The organism is Pseudomonas sp. NBRC 111139 (assembly GCF_001753955.1).
GTDB lineage: Bacteria > Pseudomonadota > Gammaproteobacteria > Pseudomonadales > Pseudomonadaceae > Aquipseudomonas > Aquipseudomonas alloputida.
Genome location: NZ_BCBP01000037.1, coordinates 36,015 through 52,956 on the forward strand (window position 1 = coordinate 36,015; position 16,942 = coordinate 52,956).

The window sequence follows — 16,942 nt, forward strand, 5'->3', positions numbered from 1 at the left end:
AGAATTTATGCGTCGCGCCCTGCTCTTGGCTCTCGCCGTGCTCGCCCTGCCCCTCCAGGCAGCTGAACTGAAGCCCTTCTCGGCCAGCTACACCGCCGACTGGAAGCAGCTGCCCATGAGCGGCACCGCCGAGCGCAGCCTGGTCAAAAATGCCAACGGTACCTGGGACCTTAACTTCAAGGCTTCCATGATGATCGCCAGCTTGACCGAGCAAAGCACCCTGCGCCTGGACAACGACACCCTGCTGCCACAGAAGTACCACTTCGAGCGTGGCGGCCTGGGCAAGGCCAAGAAGGTCGACCTGAACTTCGACTGGAGCACCAAGAAGATCACCGGCAGCGACCGTGGCGATGCCGTCAACCTGACACTGAACCGCGGCGTACTGGACAAGTCCTCCTACCAGTTGGCCCTGCAGCACGACGTGGCCGCAGGCAAGAAGAGCATGACCTACCAGGTGGTCGACGGCGACGAGATCGACACCTACGACTTCCGCGTGCTGGGCACCGAAAAGGTCACCACCAAGACCGGCCAGGTCGATGCCGTGAAGGTCGAGCGCGTGCGCGATCCCAGCCAGAGCAAGCGCATCACCGAGCTGTGGTTTGCCAAGAACTGGGACTACCTGCTGGTGCAACTGCGCCAGGTGGAGACCGATGGCAAGGAGTACGTGATCGTGTTGCAGGATGGCACGGTCGATGGCAAGCCGGTGAAGGGCAACTGATCGCGCACTGCCTGCAACACCTGAAGCCCCGCCCTGTGCGGGGCTTTTCTTTGCTGCGAAAAAGCCCACCCAGGCAGCATCCCTTCGAGCTTCATGAAACTTGTTTCATGCCTGTTTTACTTACTTAGTCTGCTAACAAACTCTATAAAGAAGACGTGCGACACACTGTCGCAGCCATCTTGAAGAAGTGGAGTTTACCGATGACTGTCCAAGTAACCGAACGCGACGAATCGAGAATGTCCCACGAAGGCCTGGCCGCTGGCGTGCGGATCTGGGATGTGTACCAGCAAGGCCAACTGGTGGGCATGTTCCATAACGAACACGAAGCACACCAATACCGCGTTGAGCTTGAAGACCTGGAAAACCAGCGCGCCACACAATGACCCTGCGCACTGCGACAACCCCCTGACTCACCTGGGCTCAGAGAGCAACCCCACAATACTGCGACATTGCCGGCGTATTGTGGGGTTGCCATGACAGGGCCTACACCGCCCCGAAACGCACCTCCACCGACAGGCTGCCCAGGTTATCGCTCAGGCCAGCCCCGTAACGCCCGTCCAGGTCGTCATTGATGCACAGCTGCAGCTCACCTTGCTGGCCACGCGGCAATTGCACCTGGTTGCCGACCAGGAACGGCGCACCGCTGTTGCCGATACGCCCGATCAACGCCCCTTCCGGTTGACCAGGCAAGGCATAGCCGGGCTTGGCGATCAACCTTGGGTTGCCCGCCGCGCCAACCATGCCGGTGGCCGGGTTCGCTGTCCACTGCCCGCCCGTGCATACCGCCAACTGCCAGCTCTGCCCATTGACCTGCATGCCCGTGCCCTGCCATGCCTGGTTGGCCTGCACCTGCACAGTGCGCTTGAGCAGGTCGCTGGCCACCACGTCGGCGGCCTGGAACGTCAACGCGGTGATGGTCAAGGTCGGGTTGGCGGTGCCGGTAGTGGGGAACACGCCGTCGCCGACCAGGAACAGGTTGGGGTGGTCCCAGCTGCGCTGGTCCTTGTCCACCACCGACGTGGTGCGGTCCGAGCCCATGCGGTAGGTGCCCATCAGGTGGCCAGCGCCGTAGAACGGGTAGTTCTGGCCGTCGTACTCAAACACCGTTTGCGAGCCGGGCTCAAGCTTAGGGTTCAGGTCGGTCAGCTCGGTAGCGCCCATCAGTTCGGTGATGATGTGCGTGGCGGCCAGGCGCGCCTGCTTGAAACCCTCCTTGGTGTAGTCGGACAGTTCGTAGGTGATCTGCGGCCGAGGCAGGCCCAAGCCGTCGGCGAACTCCGTACTCCTCTCCACCCGGCACAGCGCATTATCGGGGTCTTTCTCCACCTGCTCGATCAAGAAGCCCAGACGGAACTGGCGGGTCAGCACGCTGTTGAGCTGCTGCACCAGCGCCTGGCCGGACAACGCCAGCTTGCTGGGGTTAGCGCCGCCGTGGTTGGTGCCGTCGATGAAATCGCAGACCGAGGTGTAGGGGTCATTCACCGACCAGTTCCAGCCCTCGTTGCCGATTTCGATACGCCAGGCGGCACGCTGGCTGCGGAACGGGCCATCACGCATGTCCTCAATCCCCGAGGTGGACAACGGCCCACGGAACGGGAACAGCGGCTTGCCTTCGGGCATAAGCCCCCAGGCCAGGTACACCGGGTGGTCAGCCAACGCCTGGCCGACCTGGCCGCTGCTGTTGGCGACCCCTTTAGGGCTGTTCGGGCCGATGGAGTTGAGCAGCAACTTCGGCGTTTCGATCGCGTGGGCGGCGATTACGTAGCGTTTGCCCTGGGCCGTGCCGTTCTGGCGCGTACCATTGTTCTGGTACTGGATGAAATCGATGCCCGTGACCCCATTGGCATCGACCTGCACCTGGCTCGCCACGGTCTGGTAAAGGATGCGCACGTTGCCGGTATCCAGTGCCTTGGCCATGGTCACGGTGGCGTCGTACTTGGCCTGGATCGGGCAGATCGGCGTGCAGCTGGTATTGCCAGCGCACACCCGACGGCCGTTATCATTCTGCGAGTTGCGCCCGGCCGGCGTCTGCCGGACGTTGAGGGTGACACCTGGGTACGGCTTGCCGTCAGGCCCCTTCTCCGGGCTTTGGTACACGGTGCCCGTGACGTGCTTGCCCAGGCCCTGGTCAACCAGCGACGGCGGGATGCCATGCATGCTGTATTTGTAGCCCTGCGGGAAGGTCACGCCCAGGTAAGTCTGCGAGGCGACATCCGCGGACACGCCCATCTCTTCCTCGGCGCGGCAGTAGGCAGTCTGCAGGTCGTCGTAACTGAGCGGCCAGTCGACCCCGACGTTGTACGCAGTGCGCATGCGAAAGTCGTTGGGCAACAGGCGCAGGGCCGTGCCCATCCAGTGCCACATGGTGCCGCCGCCTACCCGCTCGTAGGTGCTGGCGAACAGGTGCGGCCCCTTCTGCACCAGGTAGCTTTTCTGCGCCTTGTTCGGGTCTTGGCTACCCGCGGTGATCAGGTCCTGGATGGTCGCCCGTGGCGCGAACTGCGTGGCCGGGGTCTGCTCGCTCTGCTCAGGTGGGTACGGCGACTCGGGCGCTTTGAGCACCGCGGTGTAGAAGCGCTCCAGGTACTCGCTGCGATTGGGCGGAATGGCCGGGCCCGATTCGAGCACCAGCACTTTCAACCCGGCCAGGCCCAACTGGTAGGCCATGACACTGCCGGCCATGCCGGCGCCCACCACGATCACATCGGCAGTTTCGATGTTCTGGGTTTGTACATTGCTCATGGCTGCTGCCCTTCCTTGGCGTCGACACCGGTGAATTGCTTGAGGGTCGGTGGCTGTTCACCCCAGTACCCGAAGTGGAACTGGCTGTAGCCCATAGGGTGAGATTGGGCGATCTTCCACGCCCAGCTCTCCTTGTAGGCCTGGTCGGAGACCACACGCGTGTCACCCGTGCGGGCGTTGCCCAGGTCGTAGGGTTGGTACCAACTGCCGAGCAGCCACAGCTTCATGATCGAGCGGGCGCCCTGGGCGATTTGCGGGTTCGCGTTAGCGAGCACGGCGCTGGCGATTTGCGCGGGCGGCTGGCTCTGGATGCTGGCGTACAGCTCCAGCAGGCTGCTGAACGCCTCAAGGCCCATGCCTTGCTGGGCGGTGGCGAAGAACACCGGCGGCAGGTTGATCGGGTCGACGGAAGGCGCCAGCAGCTTGGCCGACAGGCCAGTGAGTACGGCGGACAAGCCGATGAAGTTTTGCAGGTTCTGGTCGCTCATGGCATCACTCCTTGGCGCCGGTGGATTGGGCACGTTCAAGCAGGAAAGTGAAATCGGCGAAGCTGGTGCGTGGCGACTGGGTCACGCGGGTGGTCGCGTTGTTGTGGCACTCCATGCAGCTGGACGAGGCCTGCGGGGTGGTGCCCTGGTTGTAGGTCTCCAGGGTGGCGTTAGCCAGGAAGTTCGGCGCAGGCGTACCTAGCGGGTTAGTCGGCGACGGCACCTGGCAGTCATCGGCCGGGTCGGTGGGCCACTGGGTGCTGATCAGGTGGTAGTTGGCCCACACCGTGCCCTTGAGCGCGCCTTGCCACTGCGCGTTGAGCTGTTGGGTGGCGGCGGTGATGGGAATGTCACGCACGATCTGCGAGGGGATGGCCTTCTTCGACGGGTCCCACGGTTGCGCGGGTGGCTCGTTCACCGGGCGGTTGCTGGCCTGGGCGTCGTAGAACAGGTAGGGCCCTTTGCGCTCGTTCATTGGCGTGGTCTTTTCCGGCACGTTGCGCACGTGCTCGAACGTCGACCATACCCACTGCGGTGCGCCCTCGGTCTTGTGCACGATGTGCAGGCCTACCAGCCCGACCTTCTGCGCATTGCACGATTCGGGGATCACCGCCCCCTTGTTCGGGTCGGCGTTGCCGGGGGTGTAGACCAGCGCGTCGACGGCGTGGAACTCCTGAGGGTTGTCGCTGCCACCGAGCACTTTCCAGGCCGACTTGACCATGATCGCGCCGACCTGCTGGGCCTTTTGCGAACCGCAGGCGAAAGCGATGCGGTTGTCGGCCTTGCTCAGGAACGCTTGCTGGCCTTCCTTGCTGTACAGGCCATTGTTGACGATGTCATCGAACATTGGCTGGTTGACCATGATCGCGTTGCGCGTGTAGGTGCCGCTTTGGTCGACCAGCGGGCCAGTCTTGAATGGCTGGATGAACTCATCGAGCACGCCGGCGACCTTGCCCATCTGTTGCAGCACCGGCAAGTCACCCTTGCCTTGGCAGGCCGCGGGCACGGGCGCCTGCTGGTCCCAGGCGACGGGCTTCTGCCCCTTGGGCAGGAAGATCTCGTAGCTTTCTTTCCACGATTCCCACACCGTCTTGCCGGGCGCGCCGATCTTCGCCGAGGTGTTGGCACTGCCGTCGGCGTTGGCGGGCCAGTTCAGGGCGACGAAGGTTTGCCACGACAGCACGTCGAAATCGTGTTGCAGGTTGTCCAGGGTGAAGGGGGGATTGGCGGTGACATCGAAGGGAATCGCAGGTGACAGCACCGGCGGGCTGGCCGCATCGGCCATGGCGAACGCACTGGTGAAGCTCGCACCCAGGCACGCCAACCGTTTCAGGGTTATTTTCATTGTCGTCTCCTCAGCAGATAAAGCGTCGGGACGACGAGGCGTACTGGCCCTTCCTGGACCGAATGTTCAGCGCTATCCCTGACGCTAAGCTGGAGGCTAGCCGTTGTGCCGGAACCCTAAGAAATGTCCGACGAACGGAGGGAACCAAGACGATAGTACAAGTGACTAACCGCGCCGGTTCGGTGAGCGGCGAACCCTTTCGCGACGCAAGGCCAGCGTCTTCTTGAGAACGCGCGTGTCGCGAAAGGGCCGCAGAGCGGCCCTGCGATCTTGAATGAACCGCATTAACGCCAAGGCGAGGTTTTCGTGTTTACCACATCAGATCATCAGGGATCTTGTAAGCCGCGTACGGGTCGTCTTCGTCCGTTTCCTCGACATGGCTGTTGAGCAGCAGAATACGGCCAGGGTCGCGCTCCTGGATCTTCAAGGCGGCCTCACGGGGGATAACCTCGTAACCACCGGCATGGGCTACCACGGCCAGCGCGCCGTTGCTCAGCTTGGTGCGCATCAGGGCGTTGACGGCAATGCGCTTGACCTTCTTGTCGTCGACGAAGTTGTAGTAATCCTCGGTGCTCAGTTTGGGCAGGCGAGTGGCCTCGATCAGTTGCTTGACCTGCGCGGCACGGGCCTTCTGCTCGGCCTTTTCCTGCTGCTGGCGGTTCAGTTCCTGGTCACGCCGGGCTTTTTCAGCCATGGCTTCCTTGGCCATGCGCTGCTGGCTGTCGTCGACTTCGACCTGGCCTTTGTGCTCCATGCGCTTCTGTTTCTTTTCAGCTTTGTTGGTCTGCGAGACCTGTTTCTGGTTGACCAGACCGGCTTTGAGCAATTGGTCGCGAAGGGAAAGGCTCATGAATATTCACTCACTTATGCAACAGCTCAGCCGCAGCTGGGCAGGTTCTTTTCCTGACGTTTGGCTTCCCCCCAAAGGGCATCCAGCTCGTCAAGGTCACAATCTTCAATGGGGCGGCCACTGTCGCGCAATGCCTGTTCGATAAAACGGAAACGTCGTTCGAACTTGCGATTGGCGCGGCGTAGCGCATGCTCTGGGTCTTGCTTGAGGTGGCGGGCCAGGTTGACCGCAGCAAACAGCAAGTCGCCGACTTCATCTTCCAGCGCATCGGCGTCGCCGTCGGCCATGGCCTGCAGCACTTCATCCAGCTCTTCGCGGACCTTGTCCAGCACCGGCAACGCCGCCGGCCAGTCGAAACCGACCGTGGCCGCACGTTTTTGCAGTTTGGCTGCCCGCGACAGCGCCGGCAAGGTTGCCGGCACGTCATCAAGCAGCGACAGCTGTTCGGGCTGGCTCTTCTCCGCGCGCTCTTCGGCCTTGATTTCTTCCCAGCGCGACTTGACCTGGGCTTCGCTCAGGCTGGGCGTGTCCACCGGCGCGTACAGCTCGCCAGTCGGAAAAACGTGCGGGTGGCGGCGGATGAGCTTGCGGGTGATGCTGTCGACCACACCATCGAACTCGAAACGCCCTTCTTCGCGGGCCAGCTGGCTGTAGTAGACCACCTGGAACAGCAAATCGCCCAGCTCGCCTTGCAAGTGCTCGAAATCGCCGCGCTCAATGGTATCAGCGACCTCGTAGGCCTCTTCGATAGTGTGTGGGACGATGCTGGCGTAGTTCTGCTTCAGGTCCCACGGGCAGCCGTACTGCGGGTCGCGTAGGCGGGCCATGAGATGCAGCAGGTCGTCAAGGGTGTAGGTCATTCAATCAGGTCCTTTCAGTGGCGCCTTCTTCGCGGGTAAACCCGCTCCCACAGGATGGGTGCAGCTTTCGAAATCTGCACCTTACCTGTAGGAGCGGGTTTACCCGCGAAGCAGACGCCCCGGTCTCAAGGGGTACGATTACGCCGCGTCTCGATGATGTTCGGCAACTGCGAGATCCGCCCCAGCAGGCGCCCCAGCGCGTCCAGGCCGGGGATCTCGATGGTCAGCGACATCAGCGCGGTGTTGTCTTCCTTGTTCGAACGGGTATTCACCGCCAGCACGTTGATCTTCTCGTTCAGCAGCACCTGCGACACATCGCGCAGCAGGCCCGGGCGATCGTAGGCACGGATGACGATGTCGACCGGGTAGGTCTGCACCGGGATCGGCCCCCAGCTCACCTGGATCATGCGCTCTGGCTCCTTGCCCGCCAGCTGCAGTACCGAGGCGCAGTCCTGGCGATGAATGCTCACGCCACGGCCCTGGGTGATGTAACCGACAATGGCATCGCCCGGTAGCGGCTGGCAGCAGCCGGCCATCTGTGTCAGCAGGTTGCCGACACCCTGGATCTGAATGTCGCCACGCTTGCCGGTACGCGGCCCGGTAGGCTTGCGCGGCACCAGCTCGATCTGCTCGATACGCTCAGGCTCCAGCAACTGCTGGGCAGCGTTGACCAGATGAGCCAGGCGCAGGTCGCCAGCACCGAGCGAGGCAAACATGTCCTCGGCGGTCTTGACGTTGGTCTTCTCGGCCAGGCGCTCGAAATCAACCTGCGGCAGGCCCAGACGACTGAGCTCGCGCTCAAGCAAGGTCTTGCCGGCAGCAACGTTCTGGTCGCGGGCCTGCAATTTGAACCAGTGGACGATCTTGGCCCGCGCCCGTGAGGTGGTCACGTAGCCCAGGTTGGAGTTCAACCAGTCACGGCTAGGGTTGCCGTGCTTGCTGGTGATGATCTCCACCTGTTCGCCAGTCTGCAGGCTGTAGTTCAGCGGCACGATACGGCCGTTGATCTTCGCGCCGCGGCAGTTGTGGCCGATCTCGGTGTGCACGCGGTAGGCAAAGTCCAATGGCGTGGCGCCTTTGGGCAGGTCGATGGCGTGGCCGTCGGGGGTGAACACATAAACCCGGTCAGGCTCGATGTCGACCCGCAACTGCTCGGCCAGGCCACCGATGTCGCCCAGCTCTTCGTGCCATTCCAGCACCTGGCGCAACCAGGAAATCTTTTCTTCGTAGTGGTTGGAGCTGGGCTTGACGTCGGTGCCCTTGTAGCGCCAGTGGGCGCATACCCCAAGTTCGGCCTCTTCGTGCATGCCGTGGGTACGGATCTGCACCTCCAGCACTTTGCCCTCGGGGCCGATTACCGCAGTGTGCAACGAGCGGTAGCCGTTCTCCTTGGGGTTGGCGATGTAGTCGTCGAACTCCTTGGGAATATGCCGCCACAAGGTGTGCACGATGCCCAGCGCGGTGTAGCAGTCGCGGATTTCCGGCACCAGCACGCGCACCGCACGCACGTCGTAGATCTGGCTGAACTCCAGGCCTTTGCGCTGCATCTTGCGCCAGATCGAATAGATATGTTTCGCCCGACCGCTGATGTCGGCATTTACGCCAGTGGCGAGCAACTCGTTCTGCAACTGGTTCATCACGTCGCTGATGAAGCGCTCGCGGTCCAGTCGCCGCTCATGCAACAGCTTGGCGATCTGCTTGTACTGGTCGGGCTCCAGGTAGCGGAAGGACAGGTCTTCCAGCTCCCACTTGATGTGACCGATACCCAGGCGGTGCGCGAGCGGCGCGTAGATGTCGAACACTTCACGCGCGACACGCAAGCGTTTCTCGTCATCGGCGGACTTGACCGCCCGAATTGCGCACGTGCGTTCGGCCAGCTTGATCAGCGCCACGCGCACGTCGTCGACCATGGCCACCAGCATCTTGCGCAGGTTCTCGACCTGCGCCTGCGAGCCCAGCACCAGCGACTGTCGTGGGCTGAGGCTGGCACTGATGGCGGCCATGCGCAGCACGCCGTCGATCAGCTTGGACACCACCGGGCCAAAACGCTGGCTGACCTCGGCGAGGGTGACCTTGCCCTCGCGCACCGAGCGGTAGATGACCGCAGCCACCAGAGAGTCCTGGTCGAGCTTGAGGTCAGCAAGAATTTCGGCGATTTCCAGGCCTGCCTGGAAGCTGGACGTACCATCCGCCCAGGAATGCTTGGCCGGGTTGCCCTTTTTCTCTACCTCAAGAGCAAACTCGCAGGCTTCTTTCAGCGCTGCGCGATCCAGTGCCGAATCGACGCTTACCACATGGTCCAACCATGCTTCGAGATTGATACTGCCGTCGGTGTTGACCGGCTGGTGCACTCTCACCTGTACCATCTTTGTTTTACCTTTCCATGCAGCACACCATACGGGTGTGCTGGCGATCACCGTGCGGCCGCCATTCCGTGGCAACCGCACCAAGGGGCCAGTCAGCTAGCCCGCTTCGAATAACGCCATGGCCTCGACATGCGCCGTCTGAGGAAACATGTCGAGAATCCCGGCCCTTTTTAACCGGTACCCCTGGCCGACCAGCACTTGGGCGTCTCTCGCCAGCGTGGCCGGGTTGCACGATACGTAGACCAGCCTTCTGGCCTTGAGGCGGGCGATGCCTTGCACCACCTCGAAAGCACCGTCGCGCGGTGGATCCAAGAGTACCGCAGAAAAGCCCTCGGCGGCCCATCCGGTGCCTGCCAAAGGCTGCGATAAATCGGCCTGAAAAAACCGTGCGTTATGCACATTGTTGTTCCGGGCATTGGCCGCGGCCCGATCGACCATGGCCTGTACACCTTCCACTGCCACCACCTCACGCGCCTGGCGGGCCAGCGGCAGGGCAAAGTTGCCCAGACCGCAGAACAAGTCCAGCACACGCTCGTCGGCTTGTGGAGCGAGCCAGGCCAAAGCCTGCTCGATCATCGCCGTATTGACCTGGGCATTCACCTGCACGAAATCGCCCGGGCGCCAGGCCAGCTCCAGCTGCCAGGGTGCCAGGGCAAAGCCCAACTGCGCCGCTGGGTCCACGGGCGCCGGCTCACCTTCGCCTTGCAGCCACAGCTGGGCGTTGGCCTGCTCGCAGAACGCTTGCAACCTGGCCTGGTCCTCAGCCGGCAATGGCGCGACGTGGCGCACCAGAACCGCCTCGGCGGTGCCACTGAACAGCTCTACATGGCCCAGCGCCTGCGGCTTGCTCAACGAACGCAGCACGGTCGGCAAGTGGCGCAAAATGGACTGCAAGGGTTGTACCAGCACTGCGCAATCGTCGATGGCAATGATGTCCTGGCTGGCTTCGGCGCGGAAGCCCACCTCCAGCTGACGCGCCTTGACGTCCCAGCGCACGGCCACACGGGCGCGGCGCCGGTAGCCGAATTCCGGCCCGCTCAGGGGGGCAGCCCACGCCTCGGGTTGCACGCCGGCCACCCGCTGCAACTGCTCGGCGAGGGTGCGCTGCTTCAGCGCCAGTTGCGCGTCGTGCGGCAGGTGCTGCAGGTTGCAGCCACCGCAGCGGTCGTAGTAGCGACATGGCGCCTCACGGCGCTCGGGCGCGGCCTGCAGCAACCGCTCCAGGCGTGCCTCGACCACTTTGCCACGGGCGTTGAGCACCCGCGCCTCCACGGCCTCACCGGCCAAGGCGCCGCTGACGAACCAGGTACGCCCGTCGAGGAAGGCAATGCCACGGCCGTCACCGGCCAGGCGCTCGATGTCCAGGCGCTGCTTCTTGCCCACTGGGACCTGGGGGGTGCGATTGCCGCCGGCCGGCTGGAAGCGCAGGCCGCTGTTGCTTTTTTTCTTGGACATTTAGCGTGGATCAAACAGGCCGGTGGACAGATAACGGTCGCCGCGGTCGCAAATGATCGCAACCATGACCGCATTTTCCACTTCGCGGGACAGGCGCAACATGGCCGCGACCGCACCACCAGAAGACACGCCGCAGAAAATGCCCTCTTCACGCGCAAGGCGACGGGTGGTGTCTTCGGCTTCCTGCTGCGACATGTCGACCACGCGGTCGACGCGGGTGGCATCGAAGATTTTCGGCAGGTATTCCTCGGGCCAGCGGCGAATGCCCGGAATAGCCGAGCCCTCCATCGGTTGCAGGCCGATGATCTGCACCGCGGGGTTCTGTTCCTTGAGGTACTGCGAGCAGCCCATGATGGTACCGGTGGTCCCCATGGAGCTGACGAAATGGGTAATGGTGCCCTGGGTCTGCTGCCAGATCTCCGGGCCGGTGCTGTTGTAGTGGGCGATCGGGTTGTCGCCGTTGGCGAACTGGTCGAGCACCAAGCCACGGCCTTCGGCCTGCAGCTTCTCGGCCAGGTCACGGGCGCCTTCCATCCCCTCCTCCTTGGTCACCAGGATCAGCTCGGCGCCATAGGCCGTCATGGCGGCCTTGCGCTCGGCGGTGGAGTTGTCGGGCATGATCAGGATCATCTTGTAGCCCTTGATCGCCGCCGCCATCGCCAGGGCGATGCCGGTGTTGCCGGAGGTGGCTTCGATCAGGGTATCGCCTGGCTTGATCTGGCCGCGCAGTTCGGCGCGAGCGATCATCGACAGTGCCGGGCGGTCTTTCACCGAGCCGGCAGGATTGTTACCTTCGAGCTTGAGCAGGAGGGTATTGCTGGTTTCGCCAGCGATGCGCTGCAGGCGAACCAGTGGCGTATTGCCGACGCAATCGGCGATGGTTGGGTACTGCACGGTCATGGCGTATTTCGCAATCCGGACGGCGGGGGTGCCTATCATACCGGCAAACCCTTCGCGGCCATATCACGCAATCTGTAGTGCATATAGCTACAAGCTATAACGGTGTGACATGTGCTGGCCTCTTCGCGGGTAAACCCGCTCCTACGGGGATTCGCTAGCGTGCAGGAGCGGGTTTACCCGCGAAGCGGCCGGCACATGCAACGGCAACCTCATCCACAAGCGCAACCCGCGTTTGCCATTCTGCGCCCACAAGGTGCCGCCCTGGCGCTGGATGGCACTGCGGGCGATGCTCAGCCCCAGGCCGAAGCCACCATCCCCGGGCCGCGAACCGTCCAACCGCGAAAACGGCGCGAAGATCCGTTCCAGGTCTTCTTCAGCGACACCGCCACCCTCATCCTCAAGCCACAACCACCAATAGCTACCCTCACGCTGCCCACCCAACCGCACCACACCCTCGGCCGGCGAGTGGCGAATGGCATTGCGCAACATGTTCTCCAGCGCCTGAGCCAGGTGGTTGAGGTTGCCCTGCACCCAGCAGTCGGCCGGTACTTCGCAGCGCAGTTGCGCAGGCGACCAGCCGCTCTCGTAGCTGGCATTTTCGGCCAGCAACTCCCACAAGGCGTGGACCTCGATCGGCTCAAGGTTCATCGGCGCACGCTCGGCGTCCTGCCAGGCCAGTTGCAGGGTGTCTTCGACCAGTTGCTGCATGCAGTCCACTTCACGGATCAGGCGATCACGCAGACGCTGCAGGTCGGTTTCACCATCGCAGGCCACCCGCAGCCGGCTCAGCGGCGTGCGCATTTCGTGGGACAGGTCGCGCAGCAACTGCTGCTGCATAGCCACCGTGCCTTGCAGTCGCTCGGCCATCTGGTCAAAGGCACGCGCCAGTTCGCCCAATTCGTCATGCCGGGCGATGGTGCGCGAGTCCAGGCGGGCCGACAGCTGATCGGCCCGCCAGGCATTGGCCTGCTCGCGAAGTTGATTCAGCGGCACGATCAACATGCGGTACAGGCCCACACACAACAGCAAGGTGAACAGCCCCGGAATGATGCCGTTGGTGACAATGCGCCACAGCAAGCGGTGCTGGCCCGGATTGAAGCGCTGCGGCAGTTCGATCACCAGCATGCCCTGCTCCGGCGCCCCCGGGAACGGTATGCGCACCCACGGCTGGTCGAAACTGCGCCGACTCATCGGCCAATCGACACCGCGCAGGCGTGTCAGACGCTGCATGATCTGTGGGTTGAGGGAGGCGCTGTCGAGCGGGCGCAGGTTGATGTCGAGCACGCCCACCCAGCCCCGTTCGCGCTGATGCATGGCCGCCACCCACTGGTCCAACCCTTCCCGCCCGCCGCTGCGCCAGGCCTGCTCAGCTTCGGCGGCATAACCCCGCAGGGTCTGCCGTGCCGACTCCGAGAGGAAGGCATTCTGGGTTTCCATGTGTCGGCCCCAGGTATAACTGAGGCCGATCATCAGCAGGCAGAAGCCCACCAGCAAGATGGTCAGCTTCCAGAACAGCGAATGGCGGTCGAGCATGGTTCACTCCGCCTCGCTGGCACTGAGCACGTAACCCTTGCCCCACACGGTGCGGATCTGCCGTTCGTGATAACCGATGCCCTTGAGCTTGCGACGGATCTGGCTGACGTGCATGTCCAGGCTGCGGTCATGCCGTGAATAGCCGCGCTGCAACACGTGCTGGTACAGGAACGGCTTGCTGAGGACTTCGTCGAGGTTGCGGTTGAGGATGTCCAGCAGGCGGTATTCGCTGGGGGTCAGGCCTGCCAGACGGCTATTCAGGCGCACGTCACACAGCCCCTCATCGAACTGCAGCTCGCCGCAGCCGGCTTGCTCCAGCGGGCCCTGATGCCGCCGCTCCAGGGCCACGCGGCGCAAAATCGCCTCGATGCGCACCTGCAACTCGGCCATGCTGAATGGCTTGGGCAGGTAATCGTCGGCGCCGCGCTGAAAGCCGCTGATACGATCCGCCTCGGCCCCCAGCGCCGACATCATGATTACCGGTGTAGCGCTGTGCCTGCGCAACTGCGCCAAGGCGTCCAGCCCATCAAGCCCGGGCAGCAGGATGTCCATGAGCACAACATCGAAAGCCTGGCGGCCAGCCGTTTCCAGACCCTCCAGGCCATTGCGGCACCAGGTGACCTGGCAGCCGCCACGCTGCAGCTCTTCCTGCAGATAGGCGCCAAGCACCGGGTCGTCCTCGATGGCAAGGATGTGGGTGTTGTAAATAGATACAGGATTCATTGGCAACTGCCATGCATTCTCAATTACGTGATTATTGAGCATTCGCCACCTGCCAGGCAACCGCACTGCGACCAATGCCCCGGCAACGGCGCATAACACGTACTAAAGAGATGCAATGGTGCGGCAGGCGGAGTAACTTCGCGGCTTGGCCGTTACCACTTGACGGCATCCAGGCACATCAGAGGAGGCGAGTGTGCTCGATCGCTTGGGAATCCGCAGCCGGGTACTGCTGCTGGCACTGCTACCGGCCGGCTTGATGGCCCTGGTGCTGGGTAGCTATTTCACCTGGCTGCAACAGAACGACCTGCGCACCCAGCTGCTGCAGCGCGGCAAGATGATCGCCGAACAACTGGCGCCCCTGGCCGCACCGGCCATGGCCCGGCTCGCGCCTGCGCAACTGGAGCGAATTGCCGCACAAACCCTGGAGCAGGCCGATGTGCGCGCAGTGGCGTTTCTGGCCCCGGACCGCACGCGCCTGGCCCACGCCGGCCCGAGCATGCTCAACCTGCCGCCCAGCGGCGGTACCGGCACCCAACTCCTGCAGCGCAGTGGCAACGACGCCACCCGCTACCTGATGCCCGTGTTCGGCCACCACCGCGACCTGGCCACCGACGCCGTGCCGGCCGAAGCCGAGCGCCTGCTGGGCTGGGTAGAGATCGAGCTGTCGCACGACGGCACGCTGCTGCGCGGCTACCGCAACCTGTTCACCAGCCTGTTGCTGATCCTCGCCTGCCTGGCACTCAGCGGCCTGTTGGCGCTGCGCATGAGCCGCACCATCAACGACCCCATCGAACGCATCAAGCACGCGGTCAATCAGCTCAAGGACGGCCACCTCGAAGAACGCCTGCCGACCATGGGCAGCCATGAGCTGGACGAACTGGCCCACGGCATCAACCGCATGGCCGAAACCCTGCAAAACGCCCACGAAGAACTGCAACACAGCATCGACCAGGCCACCGAAGACGTGCGCCAGAACCTGGAAACCATCGAAATCCAGAACATCGAGCTGGACATGGCGCGCAAAGAGGCCCTTGAGGCCAGCCGTATCAAGTCGGAGTTCCTGGCCAACATGAGCCACGAAATCCGCACCCCGCTCAATGGCATCCTCGGCTTTACCCACCTGCTGCAAAAAAGCGAGATGACACCGCGCCAGCTCGACTACCTGAACACCATCGAGAAGTCTGCTGACAACCTGCTGGGAATCATCAACGAGATCCTCGATTTCTCCAAGATCGAAGCCGGCAAGCTGGTGCTCGACAGCATACCGTTCAACCTGCGGGACCTGATCCAGGACACCCTGACCATCCTCGCTCCGGCCGCCCACGCCAAGCAGCTGGAATTGCTGAGCCTGATCTACCGCGACACGCCTGCTTCGCTGGTGGGCGACCCGTTGCGGCTCAAGCAGATCCTCACCAACCTGGTCAGCAACGCCATCAAGTTCACCCGCGAAGGCACCATCGTCGTGCGCGCCATGCTGGAAGACGAGCACGAAGACTGCGCGCAGTTGCGCATCAGCGTACAGGACACCGGCATCGGCCTGTCACCACAGGATGTGCGCACACTGTTCCAGGCCTTCAGCCAGGCTGACAACTCACTGGCTCGCCAGCCCGGTGGCACCGGTCTGGGGCTGGTGATTTCCAAGCGCCTGATCGAACAGATGGGCGGCGAGATCGGTGTCGACAGTACCCCGGGCGAAGGTTCGCAGTTCTGGATCAGCCTCAACCTGCCCAAGGCTCATGACGATGCCGAAGCGCTGCCACCGCAGCCATTGCTGGGTCGCCGTGCCGCCATTGTCGATGGCCACGAACTGGCGCGCCAGGCACTGGAGCACCAGCTGGAAGACTGCGGCCTCAGCGTGAGCCTGTTCGCCTCCTACGACCAGTTGCTGCAGGGGGTGCAGGCCGCCAGCCAGGCCGGCCTGCCCTTCGAGTTCGCGGTGCTCGGGGCCAACCTGGGTAACCTGTCGCCCGAGCAACTGGGCCGTTATCATCAGCAGCTCGAGCGTTACCACTGCCAATGCGTGGTGCTGTGCCCGACCACCGAGCAGGCGCTGTACCACCCGTACCTGCCCAACGGCCATGGCCAGTTGCTGTCCAAGCCGACCTGCACCCGCAAGCTGCGTCGCCTCTTGCTGGAGCTGGTACAACCTCGCCGTCCGCTGGCCGAAGGGAGCAACGCCAACGGCCAGCGACGCCCGAAAATACTCTGCGTCGACGACAATGCCGCCAACCTGCTGCTGGTAAAAACCCTGCTCGAAGACTTGGGTGCCGAGGTACTGGCCGTCAACAATGGTTATGCGGCGGTACAGGCCGTGCAGGAGGAGTTGTTCGACCTGGTGCTGATGGATGTGCAGATGCCCGGCATGGACGGCCGCGCCTGTACTGAACAGATCCGCCTGTGGGAAAACACCCAGAGCGGCAACCCGCTGCCGATCGTCGCCCTCACTGCCCATGCCATGGCCAATGAAAAGCGCGCGTTGTTGCACAGCGGCATGGACGACTACCTGACCAAACCCATCAGCGAACGGCAACTGGCCCAGGTGGTGATGAAGTGGACCGGCCTGAGCCTGGGCACACCGCAGCAGGCGCACGCCGAGCTACTGACCAATGGCGACGAACTGAAGGTACTCGACCCCGAAGAGGGCCTGCGCCTGGCCGCTGGCAAGGCAGATCTGGCCGCTGACATGCTGAGCATGCTGCTGGCCTCCCTGGATACGGACCGCGAAGCCATACGCGCCGCCCGCGAAGCCGACGACCGCAATGGCCTGATCGAGCAAGTACACCGTCTGAACGGGGCCTCACGCTATTGTGGCGTACCGCAGTTACGGGCAGCGTGCCAACGCAGCGAGACCTTGCTGAAGCAGGACAATCCGCAGGCGCAGCAGGCCCTGGATGAACTGGACAGCGCGATCAGCCGGCTGTCGGCACAGGCCAGATTGAGCGCTTGAGTGGCTCTGGGCCAC

13 protein-coding genes are annotated in these 16,942 nt (G+C 63.2%); 3 read left to right on the plus strand and 10 right to left on the minus strand.

All coding sequences use genetic code 11. The features are described from left to right. Positions 1–7 precede the first annotated feature (7 nt). Complete coding sequence (locus BJQ17_RS15095) at positions 8–718, plus strand: DUF3108 domain-containing protein (protein ID WP_070096280.1); 711 nt, start codon at positions 8–10, stop codon at positions 716–718. 200 nt (positions 719–918) lie between these two features. Beyond that, positions 919–1,101 (plus strand): hypothetical protein, encoded by a 183-nt coding sequence (locus tag BJQ17_RS15100; protein WP_003252431.1) that lies wholly within the window; start codon positions 919–921, stop codon positions 1,099–1,101. Positions 1,102–1,201: 100 nt separating this feature from the next. Here BJQ17_RS15100 and BJQ17_RS15105 read toward each other — a convergent pair whose 3' ends face one another. From BJQ17_RS15105 to BJQ17_RS15150, 10 genes are all read right to left on the minus strand, one after another. Continuing rightward, the gene (locus tag BJQ17_RS15105) at positions 1,202–3,460 is read right to left on the minus strand and encodes a GMC oxidoreductase (RefSeq protein ID WP_003252429.1); all 2,259 of its coding nucleotides are present in this window, start codon (positions 3,458–3,460) and stop codon (positions 1,202–1,204) included. Next, positions 3,457–3,948, minus strand: a complete 492-nt coding sequence (locus BJQ17_RS15110; protein ID WP_003252427.1) for a hypothetical protein — start codon at positions 3,946–3,948, stop codon at positions 3,457–3,459. Before BJQ17_RS15110 ends, BJQ17_RS15105 begins: the two co-directional genes overlap by 4 nt. A gap of 4 nt (positions 3,949–3,952) precedes the next feature. Beyond that, positions 3,953–5,293 (minus strand): hypothetical protein, encoded by a 1,341-nt coding sequence (locus BJQ17_RS15115; protein ID WP_060538692.1) that lies wholly within the window; start codon positions 5,291–5,293, stop codon positions 3,953–3,955. Positions 5,294–5,603: 310 nt separating this feature from the next. Continuing rightward, the gene (locus BJQ17_RS15120; protein ID WP_003252424.1) at positions 5,604–6,143 is read right to left on the minus strand and encodes a DUF2058 domain-containing protein; all 540 of its coding nucleotides are present in this window, start codon (positions 6,141–6,143) and stop codon (positions 5,604–5,606) included. Between the two features lie 26 nt (positions 6,144–6,169). Continuing rightward, positions 6,170–7,003, minus strand: coding sequence for a nucleoside triphosphate pyrophosphohydrolase (gene mazG, locus BJQ17_RS15125; protein WP_003252422.1), 834 nt, complete (start codon positions 7,001–7,003; stop codon positions 6,170–6,172). A gap of 125 nt (positions 7,004–7,128) precedes the next feature. After that, on the minus strand, positions 7,129–9,369 hold the full coding sequence (gene relA, locus BJQ17_RS15130; RefSeq protein WP_003252420.1) for a GTP diphosphokinase: 2,241 nt from the start codon (positions 9,367–9,369) through the stop codon (positions 7,129–7,131). Between the two features lie 96 nt (positions 9,370–9,465). After that, positions 9,466–10,824: a 23S rRNA (uracil(1939)-C(5))-methyltransferase RlmD gene (gene rlmD / locus BJQ17_RS15135; RefSeq protein WP_003252418.1), complete on the minus strand. Its 1,359-nt coding sequence runs from the start codon at positions 10,822–10,824 to the stop codon at positions 9,466–9,468. After that, complete coding sequence (gene cysM, locus BJQ17_RS15140; RefSeq protein WP_003252416.1) at positions 10,825–11,724, minus strand: cysteine synthase CysM; 900 nt, start codon at positions 11,722–11,724, stop codon at positions 10,825–10,827. Between the two features lie 141 nt (positions 11,725–11,865). Then, entirely contained in the window at positions 11,866–13,257 is a 1,392-nt protein-coding gene (locus BJQ17_RS15145; protein WP_070096281.1) for a cell wall metabolism sensor histidine kinase WalK, read from the minus strand. Between the two features lie 3 nt (positions 13,258–13,260). Next, positions 13,261–13,980 carry a response regulator transcription factor gene (locus BJQ17_RS15150; protein WP_004575336.1) on the minus strand — a complete coding sequence of 240 codons (720 nt, stop codon included), beginning with the start codon at positions 13,978–13,980 and terminating at the stop codon, positions 13,261–13,263. 193 nt (positions 13,981–14,173) lie between these two features. Here BJQ17_RS15150 and BJQ17_RS15155 point away from each other — a divergent pair, with 193 nt between their 5' ends. Next, positions 14,174–16,927, plus strand: a complete 2,754-nt coding sequence (locus tag BJQ17_RS15155) for a response regulator (RefSeq protein WP_070096282.1) — start codon at positions 14,174–14,176, stop codon at positions 16,925–16,927. Positions 16,928–16,942: the final 15 nt, after the last annotated feature.

Excerpts from the sequence above, each read along its gene's own strand:
- BJQ17_RS15095 (WP_070096280.1), top strand. The coding sequence starts at position 8 with ATGCGTCGCGCCCTGCTCTTGGCTCTCGCCGTGCTCGCCCTGCCCCTC.
- BJQ17_RS15100 (WP_003252431.1), top strand. The coding sequence starts at position 919 with ATGACTGTCCAAGTAACCGAACGCGACGAATCGAGAATGTCCCACGAA.
- BJQ17_RS15105 (WP_003252429.1), bottom strand. The coding sequence starts at position 3,460 with ATGAGCAATGTACAAACCCAGAACATCGAAACTGCCGATGTGATCGTG.
- BJQ17_RS15110 (WP_003252427.1), bottom strand. The coding sequence starts at position 3,948 with ATGAGCGACCAGAACCTGCAAAACTTCATCGGCTTGTCCGCCGTACTC.
- BJQ17_RS15115 (WP_060538692.1), bottom strand. The coding sequence starts at position 5,293 with ATGAAAATAACCCTGAAACGGTTGGCGTGCCTGGGTGCGAGCTTCACC.
- BJQ17_RS15120 (WP_003252424.1), bottom strand. The coding sequence starts at position 6,143 with ATGAGCCTTTCCCTTCGCGACCAATTGCTCAAAGCCGGTCTGGTCAAC.
- mazG (WP_003252422.1), bottom strand. The coding sequence starts at position 7,003 with ATGACCTACACCCTTGACGACCTGCTGCATCTCATGGCCCGCCTACGC.
- relA (WP_003252420.1), bottom strand. The coding sequence starts at position 9,369 with ATGGTACAGGTGAGAGTGCACCAGCCGGTCAACACCGACGGCAGTATC.
- rlmD (WP_003252418.1), bottom strand. The coding sequence starts at position 10,824 with ATGTCCAAGAAAAAAAGCAACAGCGGCCTGCGCTTCCAGCCGGCCGGC.
- cysM (WP_003252416.1), bottom strand. The coding sequence starts at position 11,724 with ATGACCGTGCAGTACCCAACCATCGCCGATTGCGTCGGCAATACGCCA.
- BJQ17_RS15145 (WP_070096281.1), bottom strand. The coding sequence starts at position 13,257 with ATGCTCGACCGCCATTCGCTGTTCTGGAAGCTGACCATCTTGCTGGTG.
- BJQ17_RS15150 (WP_004575336.1), bottom strand. The coding sequence starts at position 13,980 with ATGAATCCTGTATCTATTTACAACACCCACATCCTTGCCATCGAGGAC.